The sequence below is a fragment of the Streptomyces sp. NPDC052109 genome, assembly GCF_040680195.1.
Taxonomy (GTDB): domain Bacteria; phylum Actinomycetota; class Actinomycetes; order Streptomycetales; family Streptomycetaceae; genus Streptomyces.
In genome coordinates, this window is sequence record NZ_JBFAWF010000012.1 from 19,825 (window position 1) to 42,356 (window position 22,532).

The 22,532-nt window shown below is 74.3% G+C and carries 14 protein-coding genes and 1 pseudogene; 4 read left to right on the plus strand and 11 right to left on the minus strand.

The features are described 5' to 3' along the window. On the minus strand, positions 1–435 hold the full coding sequence (locus tag AB0L59_RS23640; RefSeq protein ID WP_365586918.1) for a roadblock/LC7 domain-containing protein: 435 nt from the start codon (positions 433–435) through the stop codon (positions 1–3). Further along, positions 432–3,584 carry a nitrate- and nitrite sensing domain-containing protein gene (locus tag AB0L59_RS23645; protein WP_365586919.1) on the minus strand — a complete coding sequence of 1,051 codons (3,153 nt, stop codon included), beginning with the start codon at positions 3,582–3,584 and terminating at the stop codon, positions 432–434. Before AB0L59_RS23645 ends, AB0L59_RS23640 begins: the two co-directional genes overlap by 4 nt. A gap of 418 nt (positions 3,585–4,002) precedes the next feature. Here AB0L59_RS23645 and AB0L59_RS23650 point away from each other — a divergent pair, with 418 nt between their 5' ends. After that, on the plus strand, positions 4,003–4,533 hold the full coding sequence (locus AB0L59_RS23650) for a hypothetical protein (protein WP_365586921.1): 531 nt from the start codon (positions 4,003–4,005) through the stop codon (positions 4,531–4,533). Between the two features lie 445 nt (positions 4,534–4,978). On the opposite strand, the gene AB0L59_RS23655 is transcribed toward AB0L59_RS23650, so the two are convergent. The 4 genes from AB0L59_RS23655 to AB0L59_RS23670 form a co-directional block, all read right to left on the minus strand. Then, positions 4,979–9,634 carry a hypothetical protein gene (locus AB0L59_RS23655; protein ID WP_365586923.1) on the minus strand — a complete coding sequence of 1,552 codons (4,656 nt, stop codon included), beginning with the start codon at positions 9,632–9,634 and terminating at the stop codon, positions 4,979–4,981. Between the two features lie 66 nt (positions 9,635–9,700). Continuing rightward, positions 9,701–10,579 (minus strand): hypothetical protein, encoded by an 879-nt coding sequence (locus AB0L59_RS23660; RefSeq protein WP_365586926.1) that lies wholly within the window; start codon positions 10,577–10,579, stop codon positions 9,701–9,703. A 130-nt stretch (positions 10,580–10,709) separates the two neighbouring features. Next, positions 10,710–12,239 carry a hypothetical protein gene (locus tag AB0L59_RS23665; protein ID WP_365586927.1) on the minus strand — a complete coding sequence of 510 codons (1,530 nt, stop codon included), beginning with the start codon at positions 12,237–12,239 and terminating at the stop codon, positions 10,710–10,712. A 101-nt stretch (positions 12,240–12,340) separates the two neighbouring features. Next, positions 12,341–13,042 (minus strand): GntR family transcriptional regulator, encoded by a 702-nt coding sequence (locus tag AB0L59_RS23670; protein WP_365586930.1) that lies wholly within the window; start codon positions 13,040–13,042, stop codon positions 12,341–12,343. Positions 13,043–13,154: 112 nt separating this feature from the next. Here AB0L59_RS23670 and AB0L59_RS23675 point away from each other — a divergent pair, with 112 nt between their 5' ends. Continuing rightward, positions 13,155–13,994: a putative hydro-lyase gene (locus AB0L59_RS23675; protein WP_365586933.1), complete on the plus strand. Its 840-nt coding sequence runs from the start codon at positions 13,155–13,157 to the stop codon at positions 13,992–13,994. 752 nt (positions 13,995–14,746) lie between these two features. Here the strand turns inward: AB0L59_RS23675 and AB0L59_RS23680 are convergent. The 5 genes and pseudogenes from AB0L59_RS23680 to AB0L59_RS23700 form a co-directional block, all read right to left on the minus strand. Further along, positions 14,747–15,574, minus strand: a pseudogene (locus tag AB0L59_RS23680) (SGNH/GDSL hydrolase family protein); the annotation flags it as partial. Further along, positions 15,571–16,746: a glycosyltransferase gene (locus AB0L59_RS23685; protein WP_365586936.1), complete on the minus strand. Its 1,176-nt coding sequence runs from the start codon at positions 16,744–16,746 to the stop codon at positions 15,571–15,573. The pseudogene AB0L59_RS23680 and the gene AB0L59_RS23685, both read right to left, overlap by 4 nt. Next, positions 16,743–17,870 carry a glycosyltransferase family 1 protein gene (locus AB0L59_RS23690; RefSeq protein ID WP_365586939.1) on the minus strand — a complete coding sequence of 376 codons (1,128 nt, stop codon included), beginning with the start codon at positions 17,868–17,870 and terminating at the stop codon, positions 16,743–16,745. Before AB0L59_RS23690 ends, AB0L59_RS23685 begins: the two co-directional genes overlap by 4 nt. 186 nt (positions 17,871–18,056) lie before the next feature. Further along, the gene (locus AB0L59_RS23695) at positions 18,057–19,475 is read right to left on the minus strand and encodes a HEAT repeat domain-containing protein (RefSeq protein WP_365586941.1); all 1,419 of its coding nucleotides are present in this window, start codon (positions 19,473–19,475) and stop codon (positions 18,057–18,059) included. Positions 19,476–19,776: 301 nt separating this feature from the next. After that, positions 19,777–20,169, minus strand: coding sequence for an ankyrin repeat domain-containing protein (locus tag AB0L59_RS23700; RefSeq protein ID WP_365586944.1), 393 nt, complete (start codon positions 20,167–20,169; stop codon positions 19,777–19,779). Between the two features lie 311 nt (positions 20,170–20,480). Between AB0L59_RS23700 and AB0L59_RS23705 the strand changes: the two genes are divergently transcribed. Beyond that, the gene (locus AB0L59_RS23705) at positions 20,481–20,675 is read left to right on the plus strand and encodes a hypothetical protein (RefSeq protein ID WP_067046482.1); all 195 of its coding nucleotides are present in this window, start codon (positions 20,481–20,483) and stop codon (positions 20,673–20,675) included. A 44-nt stretch (positions 20,676–20,719) separates the two neighbouring features. After that, complete coding sequence (locus tag AB0L59_RS23710; protein ID WP_365586946.1) at positions 20,720–22,444, plus strand: hypothetical protein; 1,725 nt, start codon at positions 20,720–20,722, stop codon at positions 22,442–22,444. Positions 22,445–22,532 lie beyond the last annotated feature (88 nt).

A 22,532-nucleotide genomic window follows, 5' to 3' on the forward strand; every position in this document is an offset into this window, starting at 1 on the left:
CTACCCGCCTGCGGGCAGGTCGGTGCGCGGGGCGGTGCCCAGGTGCACACCGACCCGCTTGACCAGGAGCGTCATCTCGTAGGCAACCTGACCGACGTCGGAGTCGGCGTCGGACAGGACGGCGAGGCAGCTGCCGTCCCCGGCCGCGGTGACGAACAGGAAGGCGTCGTCCAGCTCGACCACCGTCTGCCGGACGCTGCCCGCGTCGAAGTGACGGCCCACGCCCTTGGCGAGGCTGTGGAAGCCGGAGGCGACAGCGGCCAGATGCTCGCCGTCCTCCCTTGTCAGGTCCGAGGACACCCCCGTCGGCAGTCCGTCGCCGGACAGGACGACGGCCTTGCGGATGCTCGCGACCCGGTCGACCAGGTCGTCCAGGAGCCAGTTGAGCTCCCCCTTGTTCGTCTCCGTGTGGCCGGTCGCCTTCGGTGCGGTCATCGACCGTCCCCCTTAGTCGTTCCTTGTGCTGTGCCGTGGTGGGCGCTGTCGCCCCCGGCGTTCTCCCGCCGGCCGCGCTGCCAGCCACGCTGGAGTGAGGCCATCCGGCTGCGGACCTCCTCGGCGTCGCGGTCGTCGGGCTGCGCGGCGCGCTCGGCACGCCGCGCGGTGTCCTGCTTGAGCTGTGGGGCCAGGCTGGCCTGGCGTACGCGCCGGGGCAGGGAACCGGTGGCCGGCTCGTTGCCCGTACCGGCGGCCGGGCTCGATGGAGCCGTGTCGTGTGCGGGCGTGACCTCGGCGCCGTGACGGGACGGGGTGGTGCCGGATACGACCGCCTCGCCGCTGACGCGGGTCGTCGGGTCGCCGGAGCGGACCGCCTGGTCGCCGGAGCGGTCCGCCGCGCCCCCCGACCCGACCGTGGGTCGAGGCGCGCCACGATCGGAGCGCGACGCCTCGCGGGCGGGCTCGGCGGCACCACCACGGGAACGGCCCCGCTCACCGGCGGGTTCGGCCGCACCGGCGCCGAAACAGGACCTCTCGCCCGTGGCCTCGAGGGCGCCATCCCCGACCGGAGTCCCCCCACCGGCAGACCCGGCCGCGCCGTCGGCCGACCTGCCCGTGGGGCCGGGGCCGTGGTCGGCCGGAGCCGCTTGCCGGGTGCGCCGGGGCAGCGGGGGGATGTCGGCCGCGGTGTCTGTGGTGCCGTCGGCGGGAGCCGTGTCGGGTTCCCCGACCCGGCCGAAGAGTTCGGTGGGGCGCCGGGAGGGCGCGGTGCGGCGGCGGGCCGGCAGCGGCGCCGGTCCGCCGGTATCGGAGCGGCGAGGGCCGGTGGAGGGCTGCTCGTCGGGCTCGTCGCGTCGGGTGCGCTGGTCGGTGACCGGCCTGCCGTGCGAACTGACCAGTTTGGGGGTGTGCCGGCGCGGCAGCGGTATGGGACCGCGGTCGCCGTCGTCGTCGCGTGCCACGTGGTCGGCGGCCGGCGAGGGTGTCTCGTCGTCGGCGCGGGAGCGGGAGCGGCGGTGCCGGAACAGTCCGCCCCGCTCGCTTTCCTCGTCCGCCAGGGCGCCGGGGAAGTCGTCGACGGCGTCGAGGTCCACGGGCGCCTCCAGCTCGACGGGGCCGTCCAGCAGCGACGTCGGCAGGCCGGGCAGCTGCGCCCGTGCGCCGGACCGCCCGGCGGCGCGGACCGCCGCCTGTCCGCTTCCCTTCCCGGAGCGGTCCCGGTCGAGGCGGAAGCCGAGACCGTTGGTGTCCGGTACGTCGTCGCTCAGCAGGGCGTCGGGGATGAAGACGACGGCGGTGGTGCCGCCGTAGGGCGACGGCTGCAGGGAGACCCGGACGTTCTGGCGCTGGGCGAGACGGCTGACCACGAACAGGCCGAGCCGGTCGGTGTCGGACAGTTCGAACTCGGGGGTCTCGGCGAGGCGCAGATTGGCGTCCAGGAGTGCCTCGGCCGTCATGCCGAGACCCCGGTCGTGGATCTCCAGCGTGAAGCCGTTGGCGACGCGCTCCCCGATGACCTGGACGGCCGTGTGCGGGGGCGAGAAGACCGTGGCGTTCTCCAGGAGTTCGGCCACGAGGTGGGTGAGGTCGGCGACGGCCGGGCCGGTGACGGCGACGCGGGGCAGGCGCCGTACCTCGATGCGTTCGTAGTCCTCGACCTCGGCGACGGCGGCCCGCACGACGTCCATCAGCTGCACCGGGCGGCGCCACTGGCGGGAGGGTGCGGCGCCGGAGAGGATCACCAGGCCCTCGGCGTGCCGGCGCATACGGGTGGTCAGGTGGTCCAGGCGGAACAGGTCGGCGAGCTCGTCCGTGTCCTCGGTGCGGCGTTCCATGGTGTCGAGGAGGGTCAGCTGCTTGTGCAGCAGCACCTGGCTGCGGCGGGCGAGGTTGACGAAGACCTCGGAGACGCCGGAGCGCAGTTCGGCCTGTTTGACGGCGGCCTCGACGGCGGCGCGCTGAAGGGTGTTGAGGGCGTGGCCGACCTCGCCGATCTCGTTCTTGTCGTACTCCAGCCGCGGTACCTCGGTCTCGACGTCGACCTGTTCCCCGGCGGACAGGCGGCGCATCACGCTGGGCAGCCGGACGCCGGAGGCCTCGTGCGCCTCCAGGCGCAGCTGGCGCAGGTCGCGGATGAGGCCGCGGCCGATCCGGACGGACAGGACGACGGAGAACACGAGCGCGAGGAGGCCGAGGAGGCCCGCGACGGCCGCCTGCAGGATGACGCTGACGGCCACGGGGCGGGTACGGTCCTGGAAGCGGTCGCCCGCCCGGTCGTCGAGGCTGCCCAGTTCGTGCAGGACACTCGCGGCCGTGGAGTCCCAGCTCTTCGCGGTGACGTCGCGCGGGGTGCCGGGGTCCGCGCCGATGACGCTCTGTTCGGCCGTGCGCAGTGAGGCGGTGGTGGCGTCCGTCCAGAAGCGCTCGTAGCGTGCGCGCTCGGCGGCGGGCAGCAGCGGCAGGCTGACGTCGTACAGAACGGTGCGCTGGGCGACGAGGTCGGAGATGCCGCGGGTCTCGTCGCGGGTGAGCCGGCCGACCACGAGGGAGGAACCGAGCAGCGCGTCCTCGCGGGAGAGCAGCTCGCGAGCTCGGCTGACGTTGACCAGCGCGCGGGCCTGGGCGTCCAGGTCGACGTCGTCGATGCCCTCGAGGGCGGCGAGCAGCGTGTAGCAGGGGTCGACGAGGCGGTCGTAGCGGTCGAGGGCCTGAGCGCGGGTCACCGTGCCGTGCTCGACGCTGCGCCGCAGGCTGCCGAGGCCGTCGAAGCCGTCCAGCGCGGCGGTGAGGCGCTCGCTGTCGCCGGAGTCCATGCCGTCGAAGACGTGAGAGTCGTCCGCGGTCTGCCGGATCCTGGCGATCGCCCGGTCGGTGGCGGCGCGGGTGCGCTGCAGCGCGGAGACGGCGTCGGCGGCGCGTGGGTCGGCGAGGTAGACGAGGGTCTGCCGTCGCTCCTGCTGCAGTGCGCGGATGGTGTCCTCGGCGGGGTAGCCGATGTCCTGCTTGACGTCCGACACCTGGAACAGCCGGGCGACATCGCGCCCTGTGAGTACCGTCGTGAATCCCCAGATGGCGGTCAGGGACACCAGCGGCACGAGAAGCAGCGCCACGATCTTCCGGCGGATCGACTTCCCGCGAAAGCGCATGGCCTCCCCCAGCTCGACCCCCGGCCGGGGGTGCACACGTCGGTCAACAAACGGCGCGAGCCTACTACCGCCCCACACCTAACTCGAAGACATGTCCGGAGGGTGAACTTCCGTTCCGGCGGCGAGACATGGCGAGTTGTCCGGTCATTGCGGGAGATTGCCACCGCGATCCGGGGCCCGGGTCCGACCGGACCGTGATCTCAATGACCGGGCGGTTGGCTGGTTTTTTTCGCAGGACGGGAATCTTCAGACGATCTCGTTCGTCCTTCTCTACGGGAAATGGGGGCGGAATGGGCCACAGGAGCCGCATCCCGCACCCCGGCGGCGTAAAGCAGCGCAAGCCGGGCAGCCACTGGGGAGCCGGAGTCTTGTGACGCCGGGGGCGAGCGGTCTGTTGGCGGTGGGGAGTGACACGGTGATGAGCACGACGGAGCGGCGCGAAGCGCCCGAGCAGAGTGTGGTGGGGTTCCCGGGGGCGCGGCGGGGCCCGGAGGCACCGGATCGCGACATTCCGGCGCGGGAGCGCCACAGGGAGGCCGCCGGACAACAGCAGCAGGACCATCGGCCGTTGTGGCTGGAGGAGCCCGCGAAACGGCACCCTATGCCGGATCCGGTGCGTACGGCGGCGGTCCGGGCGGTTCTGATCATCGCGGTGACGCTGATCCAGGCGATGGTGGCGTTCCTGTGCACGATGGCCGGGTCCTGGCTGGCCTTCCCCATGGTGATCAGCAGCGTGGCGAGCACGCTGGTGGCCACCTGGGCCGCGGTCGACGTGTGGGTGACCCGCCAGGTGTGGAACCAGCGGTACGGCGTCGTCTCCGAGCCGAGCAGCACGGCCCGGTCACTGCGCCGCGAGCGCCGCGCCCACCGGCGCCAGGAGCGGACCGGCCTGCGGGAGCAGGGGCGGATACGCCGCAGGGGCGGAGCCGGGCAGTTCTCGCACTCCTGAGGTGCCCGGGTTCGACGACGCCTTCACCCCCTTCGAACGGCACCGGCGGAAGGCCCGGCGACACTCACCGGGCTGCCCGGCGAACGCGAGGGGCGAGCCCGAGGACCGGCCCCTTCGCCGGCTTCCGATGGTCACGCCTTGGCGTACTCCCCGCCGCCGCGGCTACGCGGCGTGCCGATGGACATGCCCTGCGGACAGGCGCGGATCTCCGGGGTGGTGCCTTCCGCCCTCCAGGACGAACACCGACGCGGAGGCCGCGGCTGTCCCGAGCACGGTTGTCAGACGACGGTAGGGCGTGCGCGAGGCGGCGTTCCTCTCTTCGGACAACCGATCGGGCCTGAACCTGCCCTGAGCAGAGGGGAGTTCGTCGCTGGATCTCTCCGTGCCCGGCAAGTTCCACGCTCGAGGCGGGGGGCAGCCGCAGCGTGCCCGGCCGCGCCCCCGTTCATGGCGTGGCGGAGGCCGGGCGTTTGAACATCCGCGTCGCCGTGATCTCGCTGTGCACCGCCTCTCCGGCCTGGGGCTGCTGCGGCAGCCCCGGCCGGAGGTGTTCCTCCACGCTGATGTACTTCAGCCCCGCCCTGAGGTCGGCGTCGTTGCGCAGGCGGATGACCAGCGGGAACTCGGCCAGGGCGGTCGTGTCGAACAGGCCGGTCGTGTACAGCAGCTGCACACCGAGCGCGTCCGACACGGCCCGCTGGAGCTCCAGCAGGTAGGTGGCGTTGGCGCGGCCGATCGGGTTGTCCAGGAACAGCGTGCCGGCGTGCCGGTGCCTGTCCCTGCCCCGGTCGTTCGAGCGGAGGGCGGCCATCGTGCAGTACAGGGCGATCGCGGCGGTGAGCAGCTGACCGCCGGAGAAGACGTCGCCCATCTGCCCGACGGGGACGCGCTCGGCGCGCAGTACGGCGTCCGGCTTGAGGATCTCGACGGCCACGCCCTTCGGCTGCAGCGCCGCGGCGACTCCGCGCAGCAGCAGGGACATGCCGTCCCGGCGCAGGTCGGAATTCTTCTTCAGGGCCGCGCGCGTGGCCTCGTCGACGACCTCGCCGAGCCGCTCGGTGAGCGTGGCCTGGTCGGGTTCCTCGAAGCGGATGCGCAGGAACTCCTGTCCGGACCACTCGCCGAGGCCTTCGGGGAGGCGGGAGAGCCGCTGGGCGGAGCGCAGGGTGGCGAGGGCCGACTCGACCAGGCCCCGCAGGCGGTCCACGATCGAGTCGCGGTTGCGCTCCAGCTGGGTCAGCTCGTCGGTCAGGACACGGAGCCGGGGCGCGAAGGCGTCCGCCCACTTCTGCGCGTGCTCCGGCAGCGCGGACGCGGGCAGTTCGCGGATCTGCTGCCGGGCGGGGGTGCGGACCTGCTCGTAGCGCGTGGAGTTGGCGTGCCGGACGAGGACGTCGCTCGCCTCGCGCACGGCAGCGTCGGCGGCGGACAGGTCGGCGGCGCAGCCGCGCAGCGAGCGGCGGGCCTCGGCCGCGGAGTGCCGGGCCTCCTCGATGCCGCCGGGATACGGCTCCGGCTCCTCCTGCTCCTCCTCGGGGGCGTGCTCGCGCAGCAGGTCGCGGAGCATCGCGGCGATCTCGTCGAAGCCGCCGGCGGCGTCCTCGGCGGAACGGTGAGCCTCCAGCAGCTCGGCGTGGGCCTCGCGGGCCTCGGCCAGCGCCTCGGTGCGGGCGGCGAGTTCGCCGGTCGCGGTCCGCAGCAGGGCCTGTGCGTGCTCGGCGTCGCGGGGCACGAGTGCCTCGGGCAGCTCGGTGTGCGCCTCGCCGTCCTCGGGGGCGTGCCGCTCCGCCTCGCCGCGCAGCCGGCCGAGCTGCTCGCTCGCGCTGGACATGCGGGTCTCCAGGAGCTGGACCAGCTCCTCGGCGCGGGCGGCGGCGGCTTGTCGGGAGGGACCGTCGGAGCCGTCGGGCGACTGAAGCAGCTGCTCGGCGCGGGTGCGGACCTTGTTGCTGAGCCGGTCCAGTTCGGCGCGGGCGGCGCTCTCGTCGCTCTCGGCGCGGGCCTGCTCGGCGCGCAGATCGGCCCCGACGCCGACCTTCTCGTACACCTGGGAGGCGGCCCGGTAGGCCTCCCGGAGGGCGGGCAGGGACACCTTGGGGGCGTCCGTGTCCTCGACCGGTACGTCGTCGGGGGCGCCGGCGATCTCCGCGCGCTCGGCGCGCAGGGTGCGCGCGGTGCGCCGGGCGTCGTCGGCGGCGCGCTGGGCGGCGCGGCGGTCCTCGTCGGCGGCGCGGGCGCGCTCCAGACAGGCCTGGGCGCGGGCCTCGGACTCGGCGGCCTCGTCGGCGAGTTCGCGCAGTTTCACCTGCCAGCCGGCGCGCTCGCGGAGCCGGTAGGCGAGTCCGGCGAGGGCGTCCGCGGCGCGGCGGGCCTTCTGCGCGGCCTCCTGCCGCTCGTCGCGGATCTGTGCGGCCTCGGCGGCGGCCTCGTCGGCCTCCGCGCGCAGTGTGCGGGCCTCGGCCAGTTCGGCCTCGGCCTCCTCGGCGAACGCCCGGGTCTCCGCGGCGGTCCGGGCCAGTTCGCCGAGGCGTCCGGCGGGGCAGCCGGTGCGCCACGAGGCGAGCCGGGCGGCCAGCTCGCGGTCCTTGCCGAGCCGCGCGGCGAGGGCGCGGATCTCCTCGTCGCGCTCGGTGGCCCGGGCGCGCAGGGCCTGCCGTTCCTCGTCGGCGGCGTGCTCGTCGTGCATGGCGGGGTTCGGTGGCACGAGGAAGACGTCCGCGGAGGCGGCGCTGTCGGCGGGAGGCGGCGCGAGCAGGGCGGCGGCGGTGCCGACGGCGACGGCGGAGCGGGGCAGCAGGGCGGCGTCGCCGAGCGCCTCGCGGGCGCGCGCGTGCGTGTCCGGGTCGGTGATGATCACGCCGTCGACCAGTTCCGGGCGGGCGGCGAGCACGCGCGCGTGGTCGGCGGGGTCGACGGCCTGGGCGAGATAGCGCCAGCCGGGCAGTGCCGGGATGCCGTGTTCGCCGAGGAACTCCACTGTGGCCAGGACGTCCGGGCCCGGCGGCAGCAGTCCCCCGTCACCGAGCGCGCCGAGGATCCTGGAGTCGTCGGCGGCGGCGGTGCGCAGGTCGAAGAGGTGCCGTTCGGCGGTCGACACGGCGTCGTCGAGGAGTGCGCGCAACTCGTCCGCGAAGCGGTCGAGTTCCTCCGGGGCGAGCGGGCCCTCAGCGGGGACGGCGGAGTCGGTCGTGGCTCCCCCGCGCGTGTCGTCGCCCGGCTCCGTCCTCGGGGCGGGCACCCGCGCCCTGCTGGGCGCACCGGGCAGGCTGAGCAGTTCCGCGAGGCGCTCCTCGGCGGTCAGGGACTCGGCGAGGCGCCGCTCGGCCTCGTAGGCGCGCTCGGCCGCCGTCGCGGCGTCCGCCGCGCGGGCCGCGGTCAGTTCCGCGCGGGACTCCGCGGAGGCCGCCTCGCGCGCGTGCTCGGTGATCTTGCGGGCGGCCTCGCGGGCCGCGTCCCAGGCGGCCACGGCGGTCTTCTCGGCGTCGCTGGCGGCGAGCGCGGCGCGGGCCGGGTCGGCGTCCGGCGTGCTGTCGTCGAGCCAGCCCGCGCGGACGGCCTCGGCGGTCTCCTGCTCGACCTCGGCGAGGCGCTGGCGCAGATGTCCGGCCTCGCTGCGGGCGCGCTGTGTCTCGGTCGCGGCGGTGGTCGAGTCGCGGTAGGCGCAGTCACCGGCCTCCTGGAGGGCGGCGGAGCGCTCCTCCTCCTCGTTGGCGAGCGTTTCGGCGCTCTCGGCGGCCGTGTGGAGGGCCCGTACGAGGTCCGCGGCGGCCTTGGCGCGGGCCGCGAGCGCGGGCGCGGCATCCCGCTCGGCCTCCTGGATGGCGGCGGACACGCGTGCGACCCGGTCTGCGGCGGCGCGGTGGCGCAGCACGGCCTCGGCGGCCTGCCAGGCGGAGTGCAGGGTGCGGGCGTCGGCCAGCTCGCGCTTCTGCGCGGCGGCGGACTTCTCGGCGGCGGCGAGGGCCAGCGAGGCGTGCCGGTAGGCGAGTTCGGCGGCGATCAGGGCGCTGCGCTCGCGGGCGCCCTCCGAGTGCGTGACGGCGTAGGCGGCGGCCGTGACCCGCTGGGCGAGCTCGGCGGCCCGCACCCGCTCCTGCACGGCCCGCGCGGACAGCCGCCGGGCCAGGGTGCGGGTGCGGCGCTCGGCGCCGGCGTGGACGTCACGCGCGCGTGAGCGGGCCTCGGCGGCCTCGACGATCCGCCCGAGCAGGTCGACCGACCCGGCCGTGAAGTCGCGTTCGGCGATCAGCTCGGCGCGCCGGCCCAGCTTGTTGCCGAAACCGCTGACGAGGTCGGCGAGGCCGTCTGTGTCACGGGTGTCGGTGACCGCGCGCAGCAGCAGGTCGGTGAAGTCGGAGTCCTTCTTCACCGCGAAGAGACCGGCCGCCTCGCCCTCGTCGGCGTTCATCTCCCGCTGGTAGCGGAAGAGTTCGGGGTCGAGACCGAGGTCGCCCAGGTGCTCGATCCAGCGGTCGTGGATCTCCTCCCAGTGCACCTCCAGGTGCGGGTAGGCCTTGCCGGCCTCCGTGAGGGCGTCGCGGAAGCCCTTCATGGTGCGCCGGCGGCCCTGGGCGCCCGAGGTGCCCTCGACGGGCGGTCGTACGGCGGTGGACTCGGCGACGGGCAGGTTGTCCAGGCTCAGGCCGGGGCCGGGCCGGAACGAGTACCAGGCCTCGGCGAACTTCCGCGGGTCGTTGGACACCTGGCGCCCACGCCACTCGCTCACCTTGCCGACGACGACGCACTCGCCGGTCTGCACGTGCTGCCATTCCAGCGCCACGTGCCCGCAGTCGTCGGCGAGCAGGAACTTGCGCAGCACGCCGGAGCTGGCGCCGCCGAGGGTGTTGCGGTGGCCCGGCAGCATCACCGAGAAGATCAGCTTGAGCAGAACGGACTTGCCACCGCCGTTCTCCAGGAAGAGCACGCCCGCGGGCGCGGGCCGGCGCGGCGGCCCGGACGGCTCCTCCTCGAAGAACTCCGCCTGGGTGGGCGCCGGGTCGGGCACGGGCTCGCCGACACCCCGCAGGTCAAGCACGGTGTCGGCGTAGCGCGCACCGGCGGGACCGATGGAGTAGAGGCGGACCCGGGACAGCTCGTACATGGCGGACTCTCGTAAGTCTGGTGAAAGGTGCGGTGGTTCAGGGATCTTCGAGGAGCTCGGCGGCCCTCAGGAGTGGAACGGCAGCCCGGCGTCGGCCACCAGTTCCAGGTCCTCGGTGTCCTCGGCGGGCAGCAGGCTGGCCGTGCCGTCGGTCACCGGTACGACACCCAGCTCCAGCAGTTCGGCCATGGCGGCGCTGCCGGCCATGTCACGGACCTGGAGCTGGTAGCGGGCGGTGGTGCGGTAGGTGCCGCCGCTGTCGTCGCCGGTGCGCTGCAGGAAGCCCGAGTCGGTGAGGAAGGCCAGGGCCTTGGCCACGATCCCCGTGGTGGAGGCGGCCGGGCGGCGGGCGTCCTTGGTGGCACCGGTGGCGCTGCGTCTGGCCCAGATCCGCCAGGCGGCCTCCAGTCCGGGCGCGCCGGTCGCCGGGTCGGTGTTCTCGCCCAGTTCCTCGGCCCGCTCCTCCAGGCGCCGGCAGGCCTGTCGTACGAAGGCGTCGACGCCGTTGACGGTGACCCGGCCGATGTAGGTGTCGTCGGCCAGGTCCTCCGGACGGGGGAAGGCCAGTGCGGCCGCGGCGAGATGGGCGAGTCCGTGCAGGAAGCGGTCGCCGGAGTCGGCGGCGGTGCGACGCGCGTAGTCGCCCATGCGGACGGCGAAGACCGAGTCCTCGGCCGCCGTCACGGCCATCCCCGCGCGCGGGGACACCTCCAGCACGACGAGCCCCAGACCGGCGGCGACGGCGTCGGCGAGCCGCGCGAACGCCGGGTCGTCGCGGTAGCGGCGCAGCAGCTCGGCGTACTCCTGGTCCCGCGCGGGCTGCAGCTTGGGCTGCAGCCCGAAGGCGACGAGCCGCGCCGCGTCGGCGGCGTCGGCGGGGGTGACGGCGGCGGGCGCCGACGGCGCGGACGGCTCCGCGTCACTCCACTCGACGTGCTCGCTCACGACTGCAACTCCTCTTCTTGACAACGGGGCTGGGCACGCGGGCCCGTATGGGGCGCGGGGCGGTATGGACATGCGGCTCCGCCGCGGGGGGCGCGGCCGGCCACGACGGACGCGCAGCCGGCGTGCGGCATCAGGCCGCCTCCGTCCGGTCCGCCGCCATCCCCGCGGCATCCAGCAACGCGGTCCCCACGATCAGATCCGCCCCACCGAACTCGCGGTCGTCCAGCTCCGTGCCGTCGTCCACGGCGAAGAGCAGCTTCTCCTCGCCCTGCCGGTAGGCGGTGCCGACGGCGGGACTGGCCGCATGGACCGCCAACAGGGCCACCAGGTAGGCCAGATCGGGGTCACCGGTCCGCCGGGCCTCGGCCAGGAGGCCCGACAGTCTGCGCGGTGCGTCGGCCGGGAGGTCCAGCAGCTCCATGGCGGCGGCCAGTTGCTCCTCGCTGAACCGGCTGTCGTCCGGCGTCGCGATCAGATCCGGCTCCGGCATCTCCGCGCCCAGGTGCTCGCGCTCCACCGGCGGGGTCAGCAGTATGTCGACGAGGTCGGCCACGCGGACGGACACCGGCGTCCGCAGGCCCGTGCCGTGCGTGAAGAACGCGTCCGTGACCCGGATCGCCTGCTCCAGGGGCAACGGCAGGAGAGGGGCGACGAGATGGCCGTAGAGGTCCGTCCCGGACGTCGCCATGGGCGTCGCGAAGGCCTGCCGGTCCTGTTCGGCGCGGAACAGCGGGCCCGCCTCCAGCAGCCGGGACTGGAGCTGGGTGTGCCGCCGGATGCAGTCCTTGACGATGTCGACGAGTTCGGCGGCGCGGCGCTTGTGCTCGGGCTCCTCGGTCTCGTCGCGGGCCTTGCGGATGTTGGTGAGGATCGCGTTCTCGTGGCGGTAGCGGTCGGCCACGTGGTCCAGGGCCTCGGCGATCATGTCGGGCACCGCGCTGAGCCAGTCGACCGCGCGGACGTTGCGCCGGGTGGCCTCCAGGGCGCGTCGCAGGCTCTCCGAGTACTGCACCGTGCGGTAGCGGGCCTGCTCGGCGGCGAGCTGGGCGTCGGCGAGCCGGCCGCGGTTGATCAGCACCTCGAGCTTGACCTCGGCGGCGATCTGGGCGCTGGTGACGTCGGTGTCGAGGGCGCCGACCAGGACGTTGACCGCCTCGTCCGTGGTCCGCAGATAGACCGTGCCGCCCGGGCCGGGGACCTCCTCGATCAGTTTGAAGTCGTAGTCCCGGCGGACGTACGTGCCGTCGGGCGCGAAGGTGCCGTAGACGGCGCGGAAGCCGCGGTCCACACTGCCGACGTTGATCAGGTTCTCCAGGACCCAGCGGGCCACGCGCTCGTGTTCGGCGGTGGGCCGCTGCGGGGCCTGGGCGGCGATGCGCGGGACGAGCCGGGCCACGATCTGCTCGTGGTCGGCGCCGGTGTCGAAGTCCATGTTGAGCGTGACCAGGTCGATGGCGGCGAGGGCCACCTCGGCCATGCCGTACACCGAGTACTCACCGGCCAGGTTGGCCTTGCGCGCGTCGAGGTCGTGCAGCGGCGCGGTGCAGGCGAGCGCGCGCAGCCGCCGCGCCAGCCCCTCGTCGGCGGCCGGGCCCGGAGCCGGGCGCGGCCCCGCGCTGAGCTGGGGCGGAACGCTGTCCGTCGATCCAGGCGAAGTCACGGTGCACAGACTAGGTCCTCGGTCTGACATCGACACAAACGAGACGCTCCGCCGGTTCGGCCGGCACGGCCGCGGGTCGTTCCTCGGGCGCCGCGCGCCCTTTACGGGGTGCCTTCTTGGCCGACGCGCCGCCGGTACACCTCCACGACCCGCTCCAGCGAGTCCACGAGGTACGTCTCCAGCAGCCGCTCGGCCTCGCGCCGGTCGCCGTCCTGCAGCGCCCGCAGGATCTCGCGGTTGCGGGCGAGGTAGGGCTCGTGCAGCCGGCGGGGGTCGTCGACGACATGGAAGGCGAGCCGCAGTTCGGCGAAGACGCTGCGCATCAGTTCGTCGGTGCGTTCGCTGCCGGCGAGGGCGACCAGCTCCCGGTGGAAGTGGATGTTGGCGGTGCCCAGCGCCTTCCAGTCGTGTTCCGCGGTGGCCCGCTCTCCCTCGGCCACGGCCGCGGCCACCCGCTCCAGCCGGTACGGCGGCTCGCCGAGCCCGCGCACGACGGCGCACTCGACCAAGGAGCGCGTGCGGTAGATGTCCTCGACGTCCTCCACGGTCAGGACCCGCACGAACACGCCGCGGTTGAGTTCGTGGACCAGCAGCCGTTCGTGGGTGAGCAGCCGGAACGCCTCACGCAGGGTGTTGCGGGAGACCCCGAGCGCCCCTCCGATGCCGTCCTCCGACAGCCGGGTTCCGGGCGGGAAGTACCCGTCGGCGATACGGCCCCGGAGGATGTCCGAGACCCGCTCCGCCGTGCTCGTACGCCCCAGGAGCGCACGGTCGTCGGCCAGTGCCGTCAGCTGCTCTGCCATGCCGGGAATTCAATCGCACGCACCGGAACGAAACAACATGGGTATTGAAGGATCGTTGAACGATCCTCTACGGTGCTCGGGACGGCACTGTTCACCTCCCCCAGGAGCCGGCATGACGCGGACAACTCGCACCGAAGACCTGCCCGTCACCACCGTGGACGAGCACGCGCACGCGTGGAGCCCGAAAACCGCGCGGGCCCGCTTCCGAGGAGGCCTTTCGGGCCCCACGGCCGGTGTCGCGGCAGGCCACACCCAGGCCAACCTGATCTCGGTGCCCGCCGACTGGGCCTACGAGATGCTGCTGTTCTGCCAGCGCAATCCCAAGGCGTGCCCCGTGCTCGACGTCACAGACGCCGGCTCCCCCCAGACGGTCCTCGCGGACGGCGCCGACCTGCGCACCGACCTGCCGCGCTACCGGGTGTGGGAGGACGGCGAGTTGGTCGAGGAGCCCACCGACGTGCGCGCGCACTGGCGCGACGACCTGGTGTCGTTCCTGCTCGGGTGCAGCTTCACCTTCGAGTGGGCACTGGCCCGGGCGGGCGTGCCGATCAGGCACGTCGAGCAGGGCCGCAACGTGCCGATGTACGTCACCACGCGTGCGTGTCGGGCGGCGGGCAGGTTGCGCGGGCCGATGGTGGTGTCCATGCGACCGGTGCCGCCGGAGCACATCCGTGCCGCGATCCGGGAGAGCAGCCTGCTGCCGGCCGTGCACGGCGGTCCCGTGCACTGCGACGACCCCGCCGCGCTCGGCATCGAGGATCTCGCGCGGCCCGACTTCGGCGACCCGGTGACCCTCGCACCCGGGGACATCCCGGTCTTCTGGGCCTGCGGGGTGACCCCGCAGGCGGCGGTGATGGCCTCCCGGCCGCCGTTCGCCATCACCCACGCCCCGGGTCAGATGTTCCTGACCGACGCCCGCGACGAGCAGTACCGGCTGGTGGGCATCGTCTGACGTCGCGGGGGCCGCCGTCCTCGCGAACGGCACGGCCCGGCCGGACGACACGGCCCGGAGGTGCCACACGCGCGTACTGCACGCACTTGCCCTTCGCGGGGGGGCAGACGTGCGATTCGTACCGGCGCAGGCCGCGACACGGAGCCCGGAACCTCCCCGCGCGCGTACACGGGCCTCCGCCGAGCGCGTGCACGCGACGTCCGCCACGCACGCGTACGCCGCAACCGCGGGCCACCGCACCGGACGGCTGCCGAGCGACACAGCCGCGGGCCCGGCCCGGTGAACGCCCCGGCGGGGCCTGGCCCCGGCACGGTCCAGGTCCCGACCGGGCCGGGCGGCCGGCGTTCGGCGGGCACCCGAGCGGGCCGCGACCGCCGGACGCCACCCGGTGCTCCCTGCTCCCGGTGCTACCCGGGGACCGCGCTGGTCCGCGCCGCCTGCGTCCCGACGGCCGCACAGGCCGCCTCGGGCACTGGGCCCGTCTCGGCCGCGTCCGCAACGGCCTCGCGCGCCACAGCGGCGACCGGCGCCACTCGCGCGCTACCGGGCATCGCGGCCTCGGAGGCCACCATGCCCGCAACGGAGGCCGCCCGGATCGTGCTCGGAATCGCCACCTCGCAGGTCGCGCCCGCGACCGAGGCGGACACCCGCGCCGTACCCGCGGCCGCGACCGCGGGTGCGGAACCCGGCAGGGCTGCCGGACTCGTGTCGGCCGGGCGCCGCTGAGCCTCGGCGTCCTGGCCCGTGCCCTCCGTCAGGGCCGCCAGCGCCGCGGTCACCGCCGCCGAGGCACGCAGGTCGAGGCGGGCACTGGTGCCCCGGGCCCGGTGGTGGATCTCGTCGGCGGCCAGGCGCAGCAGCTGGGGCAGCAGGTCCTTGCAGCGCCGGACCACCCAGGCAGTGCCGGCCGTGGCCAGCCACAGCAGGCTCGCCGTGCGGGTCGGGGCGGGGAACTCCGGCTCGGACGACGGCGGCCGTCCCGTGCCCCGGCCCGCCTCGGTGAGGAGGCCGTGGAAGCGCACGGCGAGCTGCCGGTGCCCGCGCTCCCCGGGATGCAGCCGGTCCGCGCTCCACAGGGCCCGGTCGGTGATCCAGGTGCCGTCCGCGGCGTGCAGGTGGACGGCCCCGTAGCGTTCGGACAGCGCGTGGACGACCGCGTTGACGGCCCGTTGCCGGCGGGCCAGCGGGCGGGCCAGGGCAGCGGGCAGTCCCAGCATCGCGCCGGGGTCGGGCAGGCAGGCGCTGAGCACGGTGGCGCCCTCGCGGGTGAACGCCGCGTACACCGTGTCGAGGTGGGCCGCCACCGCCTGGATGTCGAAGGTGTGGCGCAGCGTGTCGTTGACGCCGATGACCACGGACACCACGTCGGGGCGGAGTTCGAGGGCGGCCGGGGTCTGCCGCTCCAGCACGTCCCGCGTCTGCGCGCCGCTGACCGCGAGGTTGGTGAACTCCACGGCGTCGGCGGTCTCGGCGAGCGAGGGCGCCAGCAGCGCGGCCCAGCCCCGCCAGCCGTCCCCGACGGGATCGCCCACGCCCTGGGTCAGCGAGTCCCCGAGGGCGACGAAGCGGACGGGTCTCATGCCACGCCCTCCGACACGGTGCGGGGGAGGCCGGTGGGGCGGAGCACCTCCGCGTCGTGGGCCTCCAGGAAGGCCTCGACGGCCTTTCCCCAGCCGAAGCACTCGGCACGCGCGCGTGCCGCCTCCCGCCGGACCCGCTCGCCCCGGTCGAGGAGCAGCTCCACGGCGTCCGCGAACGCCTCGCCGCGGTCGGCGGCGGTCGCCCCGGCCGAGCCGATGACCTCGGGCAGGGCGGAAGAGGCGCTGGCCACGACGGGCGTGCCGCAGGCCATGGCCTCCAGCGCGGCGAGCCCGAACGTCTCGGCCGGCCCGGGCGCGAGAGCGACGTCCGCGGTCGCCTGCAGGGCGCCGAGCACGGCCCGGTCGGAGACGTGTCCGAGGAACGTCACCGGCAGTCCGTGTTCCCGCGCGCGCTGCTCCAGCCGGGGCTTGAGCGGCCCGTCCCCGGCCACCACGAGCACCGCCTGCCGGCCGCGCCGCAGCAGCGCCTCGAGGGCGTCCAGGGCCGTGCCGGGCCGCTTCTCCACGGACAGCCGGGAGCACATCACGAGCAGCACCTCGCCGCCGCGTGCGTGCAGGGAGCGCAGGCCCGGGTCGCGCAGCGCGGGGTGGCGTTCCATCAGGTCGACGCCCAGGGGGGCGCGTACGACGTTGCGCGCGCCGATGCGCACGAACTCGCGCTCGGCGAACTCCGTGGTGCACACCACCCGTGAGTAGACGTGCGCGGTACGGGTGTTGAGGGCGTCGGCGGCCCGGCGGGAGAGGTTCTCGGACAGGCCCCAGGTGCGCAGCACGCCGTCGGCGGTCTCGTGGGAGACCATCACGGCGGGCACGCGCGCGCGGCGGGCCCAGCGGCCGGTCCAGCGCAGGGTCGTACGGTCCGAGACCTCCAGGCGGTCCGGGGCCAGCTCCTCCAGGAGAGCGGCCACGCGCCGCTTGTCGGTGAGGACGCGGTAGCCGCCGGTGCCGGGCAGCAGCGGGCCGGGCAGGGTGATGACCCGGCCCTGTTCCGTCTCCTGGTCGGTGTGCCGTTCGCCGGGGACTATGAGCACGGGTTCGTGGCCCGCCGCCTTGAAGCCCCTGCCCAGCTCGCGCAGGGCGGTGCGCAGGCCGCCGGAGGCCGGGGCGACGAAGTTGGCGAGCCGGACGATGCGCAGGGGCCGGCCGGTCATGCCGCCACCGCCGTCTTCCGTGCCGCGAGGACGTCGTCGTAGTGAGCGATCAGCTGGTCGCCGACGGCGGCCCAGGTCCGGCCCTCGACCATGGTGCGGGCGGCGAGGCCGTAGTGGGCGCGCCGCTGGGGGTCGGCCGCCAGTTCGCGGACGGCCTCCCGGACGGCCGCGGCGTCGCGCGGCGGGACGAGGAGTCCGGTGCGGCCGTGGGCGACCAGGTCGAGCGGACCGCCGGCGGCGGGGGCGACGACGGGGACGCCGCTGGCCATGGCCTCCTGGACGGTCTGGCAGAACGTCTCGAAGGGGCCGGTGTGCGCGAACAGGTCCAGCGAGGCGAAGATCCGCGCGAGGTCGTCGCCGGTGCGGCGGCCGAGGAAGACCGCGCCGGGCAGGGCCTCGGTGAGGTGGGCGTGGCTGGGGCCGTCGCCGACGACCACGACCTTGACGCCCTCCAGACCGCAGGCGCCGGCGAGCAGTTCGACGTGCTTCTCGGGGGCGAGCCGGCCGACGTAGCCGACGATGACCTCGCCGTTGGGGGCGAGTTCGCGACGCAGTGCCTCGTCACGGAGGTCTGGCCGGAAACGTACGGTGTCCACGCCGCGCGGCCACAGCCGGACCCGGGGTACGCCGTGGGCCTCCAGGTCACCGAGGGCGGCGCTGGAGGGGGCGAGGGTGCGGTCGGCGGCGGCGTGCACGGAGCGGATCCGCCGCCATGCGGCCGCCTCGCCGGCACCCATGTAGGTGCGGGCGTAACCGGCCAGGTCGGTCTGGTAGACGGCGACGGCGGGGATGCCGAGCTTGGCGGCGGCGGCCATGCCGCGGACGCCGAGGACGAAGGGGCTGGCGAGATGGACCAGGTCGGGGCGGTGCTCGACGAGCGCCGCGGCGAGGCGCCGGCTGGGAAGGGCGACGCGGACCTGGGGGTAGCCGGGGAGCGGGAGGGAGGGGATCCGGACGACCGGGCACGGGGCGTCCGTGTCCGGTCCGCTGCCCGGAGCGGGGGCGGGGGCGACGACGAGCGGATGGTGACCGCGATCTACGAGGTGCCGGGCGGTCTGGAGCGCGCAGTGGGCCACGCCGTTCACATCGGGGGGAAAGGATTCGGTCACGATGACGACACGCATACGGGTGTTGTCGCCGCGCGGGGCGTGGCCGCGTCGACTTCGATCTTTCCGCCCGGGGAACGTCCTGTGAGCGTTGGGCTGCACACCCGAGCAGGTCAGACGGCCGTCATGACCGCCTGACCTGCGGGACACCCGGTGTTCACACGGCGGGCGGTCGTCCGCCCGGACCGTGTGCGTGCGTGGGGGTCAGCCGAGGGCGGCGTCGGGTCCGAAGCGGCTGCGGACCGCCGTCTGCACCTCAGCCTCCTCGGCCGGATCGGCGGCCAGGCGGCGCAGGCGTTCCACGACCCGGGCGTCACCGGTCTCGGCGTGCCGGGCGGCGAGTTCCCGGGTGGTCTCCTCGCAGTCCCACAGGCATTCGACGGCGAAGCCGGTGGCGAAGGAGGGGTCGGTGGCCGCCAGGGCGCGGGCGGCGCGGCCACGGAGATGGGAGGAGGCCGTCTCCCGGTAGATGTGGCGCAGGACGGGTGCGGCGCAGGCGATGCCGAGGCGTCCGGTGCCGTCGACGAGGGTCCACAGCGTGGGCGCGTCGGGGCCCTCGCCGCGCACGGCCTCGCGGAGGGCGCCGAGCACCAGGTCGCGGTCCTGGACGCCGCCACGGCAGGCGAGCATGCGTCCGGCGGCGGAGCCGAGTGCGTCGGGGCGCTGGGCCCAGCGGCGCGCGTGGTCGACGGCGGCTACGCTGCGCATCCGTTCGAAGGCGTCGACGGCGGCCTCGACGACGACGGTCGTGCCGTCGGCGACGGCGGCCTCGATCAGGTCGAGGGCGTCGGGGTCGTTGCCGTCGGCGAGATAGCGCAGTGCGGTGCAGCGGGCGCCGTCGATGCCGGTCCGGGCGGCCTGCACGATCTCCGGCCGGTCCTCGGGGCCGGCCACGGCGACCAGGCACCGGGCGGCCGGCACATGGAGGGCGGCGCCCCGGTCCATGCCCTGCTGGGCCCATTCGAAGACGGCGCGCACGCTCCATCCGGGCCGGGGGCCGGTGGGCCGCAGCTGGCGCTGCCAGCGGTCGAAACAGCCGGTCTCCTGGGCGGTCCGCACGCGGGTGGCGATCCCTTCGCGCGCGTCCTCGGCCCACAGGCGCCAGGGCCTCGGCTCGAAGGCGTCGCGTACGGCGGCGGCCAGCTCGGCCTCCCCCTCCGGGTCGGTGCCGAAGCGGGCCAGCACGGGCGCGGCGAGGGCGCGCAGTCCCGCGTCGTCGTCCCTGAGGGCCAGCTCGTCCAGGGCCCAGGACCAGTTGGAGCCGTGGGCGGCGTACCTGCGGAGCAGTTCGAGCGCGTCCTTCCTGCCGTAGGAGGCGAGGTGCCCGAGGACGGCCAGGGCGAGGCCGGTACGGGACTCGTCGGTGTCGAGGACGTCCTCGGGGTCGAAGAGGTGCGCCTCGATCGCGTCCAGCTTGCCGTTCAGGTCGAGGTAGAGCCGGGCGTAGTAGAGGGAGCGGTTCTCCACCTGCCAGTCGTGGCGGGGATCGCGCAGCACACAGTGGTTCAGGGCCGCGAGTGCTTCGGCGCGCGGGGCGGTGAGCGCGTGCAGTGTGCCGTCGCCGCGGCCCCGCTGGAGCAGGCCGAGCAGCGTACCGCTGGGCGCTATGACCGGATCGAACATGGGAAACAGCCTCACATCAAGCGTCGACGCAACCGGGAAACACGCATTACCTGGCCGCGTGACACAACGTCGGAGCCCCCGCCGTCTCTTGCTTGCCGAAGACCATCTCTCTCTGCCTCTCGTCGGTGGCCCATGCGGACCGCATCACGGCCCGCGCGGTGCGGCAACACCTGCCCAGCCATCGCGTCCGTGAATCACGTCGTCATGATGACCCGGCCGTTCGCGCTGCCGCGACCGTATTTCCGGCGGCCCTTTACCGCCTCCCCCGTTTTTCGTGTCGTAGCTGGTCAGGACATGCGCGTCAGTGCGCGCCGAACAGCTCCAGGAGTTCCGCCTTGCCGAACATGCGGGCGGTGTCGACGGCCGACGGCGTCCCCGCCGCGGGGTCGGCTCCGCCTTCCAGGAGGGCCTTGATCACGTCCGTCTCACCCTTGAAGACGGCACCCGCGAGCGGGGTCTGGCCCCGGTCGTTGATCTGGTCCGCGACGGCACCCCGGGCGAGCAGGGCACGCACCGAGTCGGCGTGACCGTGGTAGGCGGCGAGCATCACCAGGGAGTCGCCGCGGTCGTTGGTGAGGTTGGCCGGAACGCCGGCGTCGACGTACGCCACGAGCGCCTCCGTCTGACCCCGCCGGGCCAGATCGAAGATCTTGGTCGCCAGCTCCACGACCTCGGGGTCGGGGGCTTCACTCATCGGCGGACCGCCTCTCCTGGAACTTCGGGGACTGCAGGGAGCGTACGGCAGCGAGCGGAACACGGCCGTACGAGTGAATCGCCAGCGTACTGGCTCGCGCGGCACATGACCCGATGTGCCCGAGGTAAAGATCAGCAGCGACCCCCGATCGAGGCAACCGTGCGGCTCACCGAGGGACGAAGCCGCTCCACCGATCGGGCGAAATCTGGCGGATTTCACCCAGTTGCACCTTTAAGCATATAGACACATCCTGTGATCCTGGAAGAACTCAGGGTGACTGTCCCCCACCCGCGACACCAGGAGGCCCGAAAATGATCCTCTCCGTCTCAGGCGTCATGCTGCTCGGCGTCGTCGTCTTCCTCTTCTTCCGCAAGGACGGCCTCAAGGGCTCGCACGCATGCACGTCGGCCCTGTTCGGCTTCTACCTGGCCAGCACGGGCATCGCCCCCAGCATCAAGGCCGGCGGCGAGAGTCTGGCGAGCCTCCTCGGCGGCATCAAGTTCTGACCCCGCCCGCCCCACCCGCACGCACGCACCATCAGGAGACAGCAGTGGCCCGGCGCCCTCTCCCCCGCATTCTGAGCAAGGACAGCGCCCAGATCGCCCGGACGCAGCTCGCCCGGAGCAGGGAGCTGGCCCGGACGGCGGCCGACAGTGCCACCGACGTGCTGCACCCGCTGATCACCGTCACGCGCGGCCTGCGCCGACTGGCCTCGGCCGGGCGGCGCAGATGGGCGGACATGCCCAAGGACAAGCGGGGGCCACTGCTGTTCCTGGTGGCCTCGGTGATCCTGGTCGTGGCGCTGATGCCGTACGGACCGCTGCTCGCCGTCATCACCGTGATGGCCGCGGCGGCCTGGGAGGGCCGCGACCGCACCCCGCCGGCCCCCGAAGGGCCCGACGAGTCCCAGACCGAACGGCTCCGGTCCCTCTACGAGTCCCTGGTGCCGTACTTCTCCAGCCCCGAGGACCCGGCACCGCTGTACGCGCACGGCGGGGAGTGGGAGAAGGCGCTCACCGCCCACGAGTTCGACGACGCCGGGCGCGTCGGTCATCTCGTGATCCGCTACCCCGCCTATTTCCCGGACGGCGAACCCGCGGCACGCGCGCGGATCGAGCAGGTGCTCACCGCGAAGGCCGGCCGGGGCCGCGAGTACCACTTCGCGTGGGACGAGGAGGGCAACCAGCTCACCGTCACCGTCCTGCCCCCGCTGCCCGCCGACATCCCGGCCCAGCACTTCGTCACCGCGCCCGGCGAGACCGTCCTCGGCTTCACCGACGCGAGCGAGGTCCAGCGCACGCTTCCCCTCTCCTACGGAGAGGAACAGATCGACGTACCCCCGGTCGTCTGGCGCACCGGCGTCCGCTCCACCGAGCCGCACCTGCTGGCGATGGGCCACCCCGGCAGCGGCGCCTCGACCCTGCTGCGCTCCATCGCCCTGCAGGCCCTCCGTCACGGCGACATCCTGATCGTCGACGGCGGCGGCACCGGCGAGTACGCCTGCCTGACCGGCCGGGACGGAGTGCTGGCCGTGGAGTGCGCGCTGCCCGGCGCGCTGGCGAGCCTGGAGTGGGCCGCGCAGGAGACCGAGCGGCGGCTCATCGCCGTCAACCTGGCCCGGCAGGCGGGCGACCCGCCGCCGGCCGACGCCCGGCGCGCGCTGTGGATCCTGGTGGACCGCCCGTCGGTCTTCGCCCATCTCGCCACGGCGGACGGCCGCAAGGACCCGCAGACGCTGCTCCAGGTGCCGCTGCGGCACGGCCGGGCGGCCAACGTGACCGTCGTGGTGGCCGAGCAGTTCGACAGCGCCGAGGTCTTGAGCGACGCGGTACGGCAGCACACGCGCGCGCGTGTCGTGCTCGGGCCCGCGGCGCCGCGGCAGGTGGAGGCGGTCCTGGGCACCCCGCCGCACACGACGCCGCTGGGGCATGTGCCACCGGGGCGGGGGTACGCACGGCTGGGCTCGGGACCGGTGCACCGGCTCCAGGTGCCGCGTACGCCGGATCCGTACGACGACGCGACCAGTGACGCCGATCGGCAGGCGGTGCTGGCGTTGCTGCCGGCGCGGGTCACCGCCGTGGAGGCCGAGCCGGCGGAGGAACCCGTGCCGACGGAGGAACCCGTGCCGACGGAGGAACCCGTGCCGATGGAGGAGCCTGTGCCGATGGAGGAGCCTGTGCCGCCGGAGAAACCTGTGCCTGCGGAGGGGCCGGTGCCGGCGGACCTCACGAAGCCGGCAGTGGCCGCGGAGGCGGTGGCTGCCGAGAGTGCGTAGGACGCCCGGTGTCGCGGCCGCCGGGGTGGGGTCGCCTGCCGGTGCCGGCGGGGCGCCGCCTGCTCCCAGGGCGCGCGGGGAACCGCGC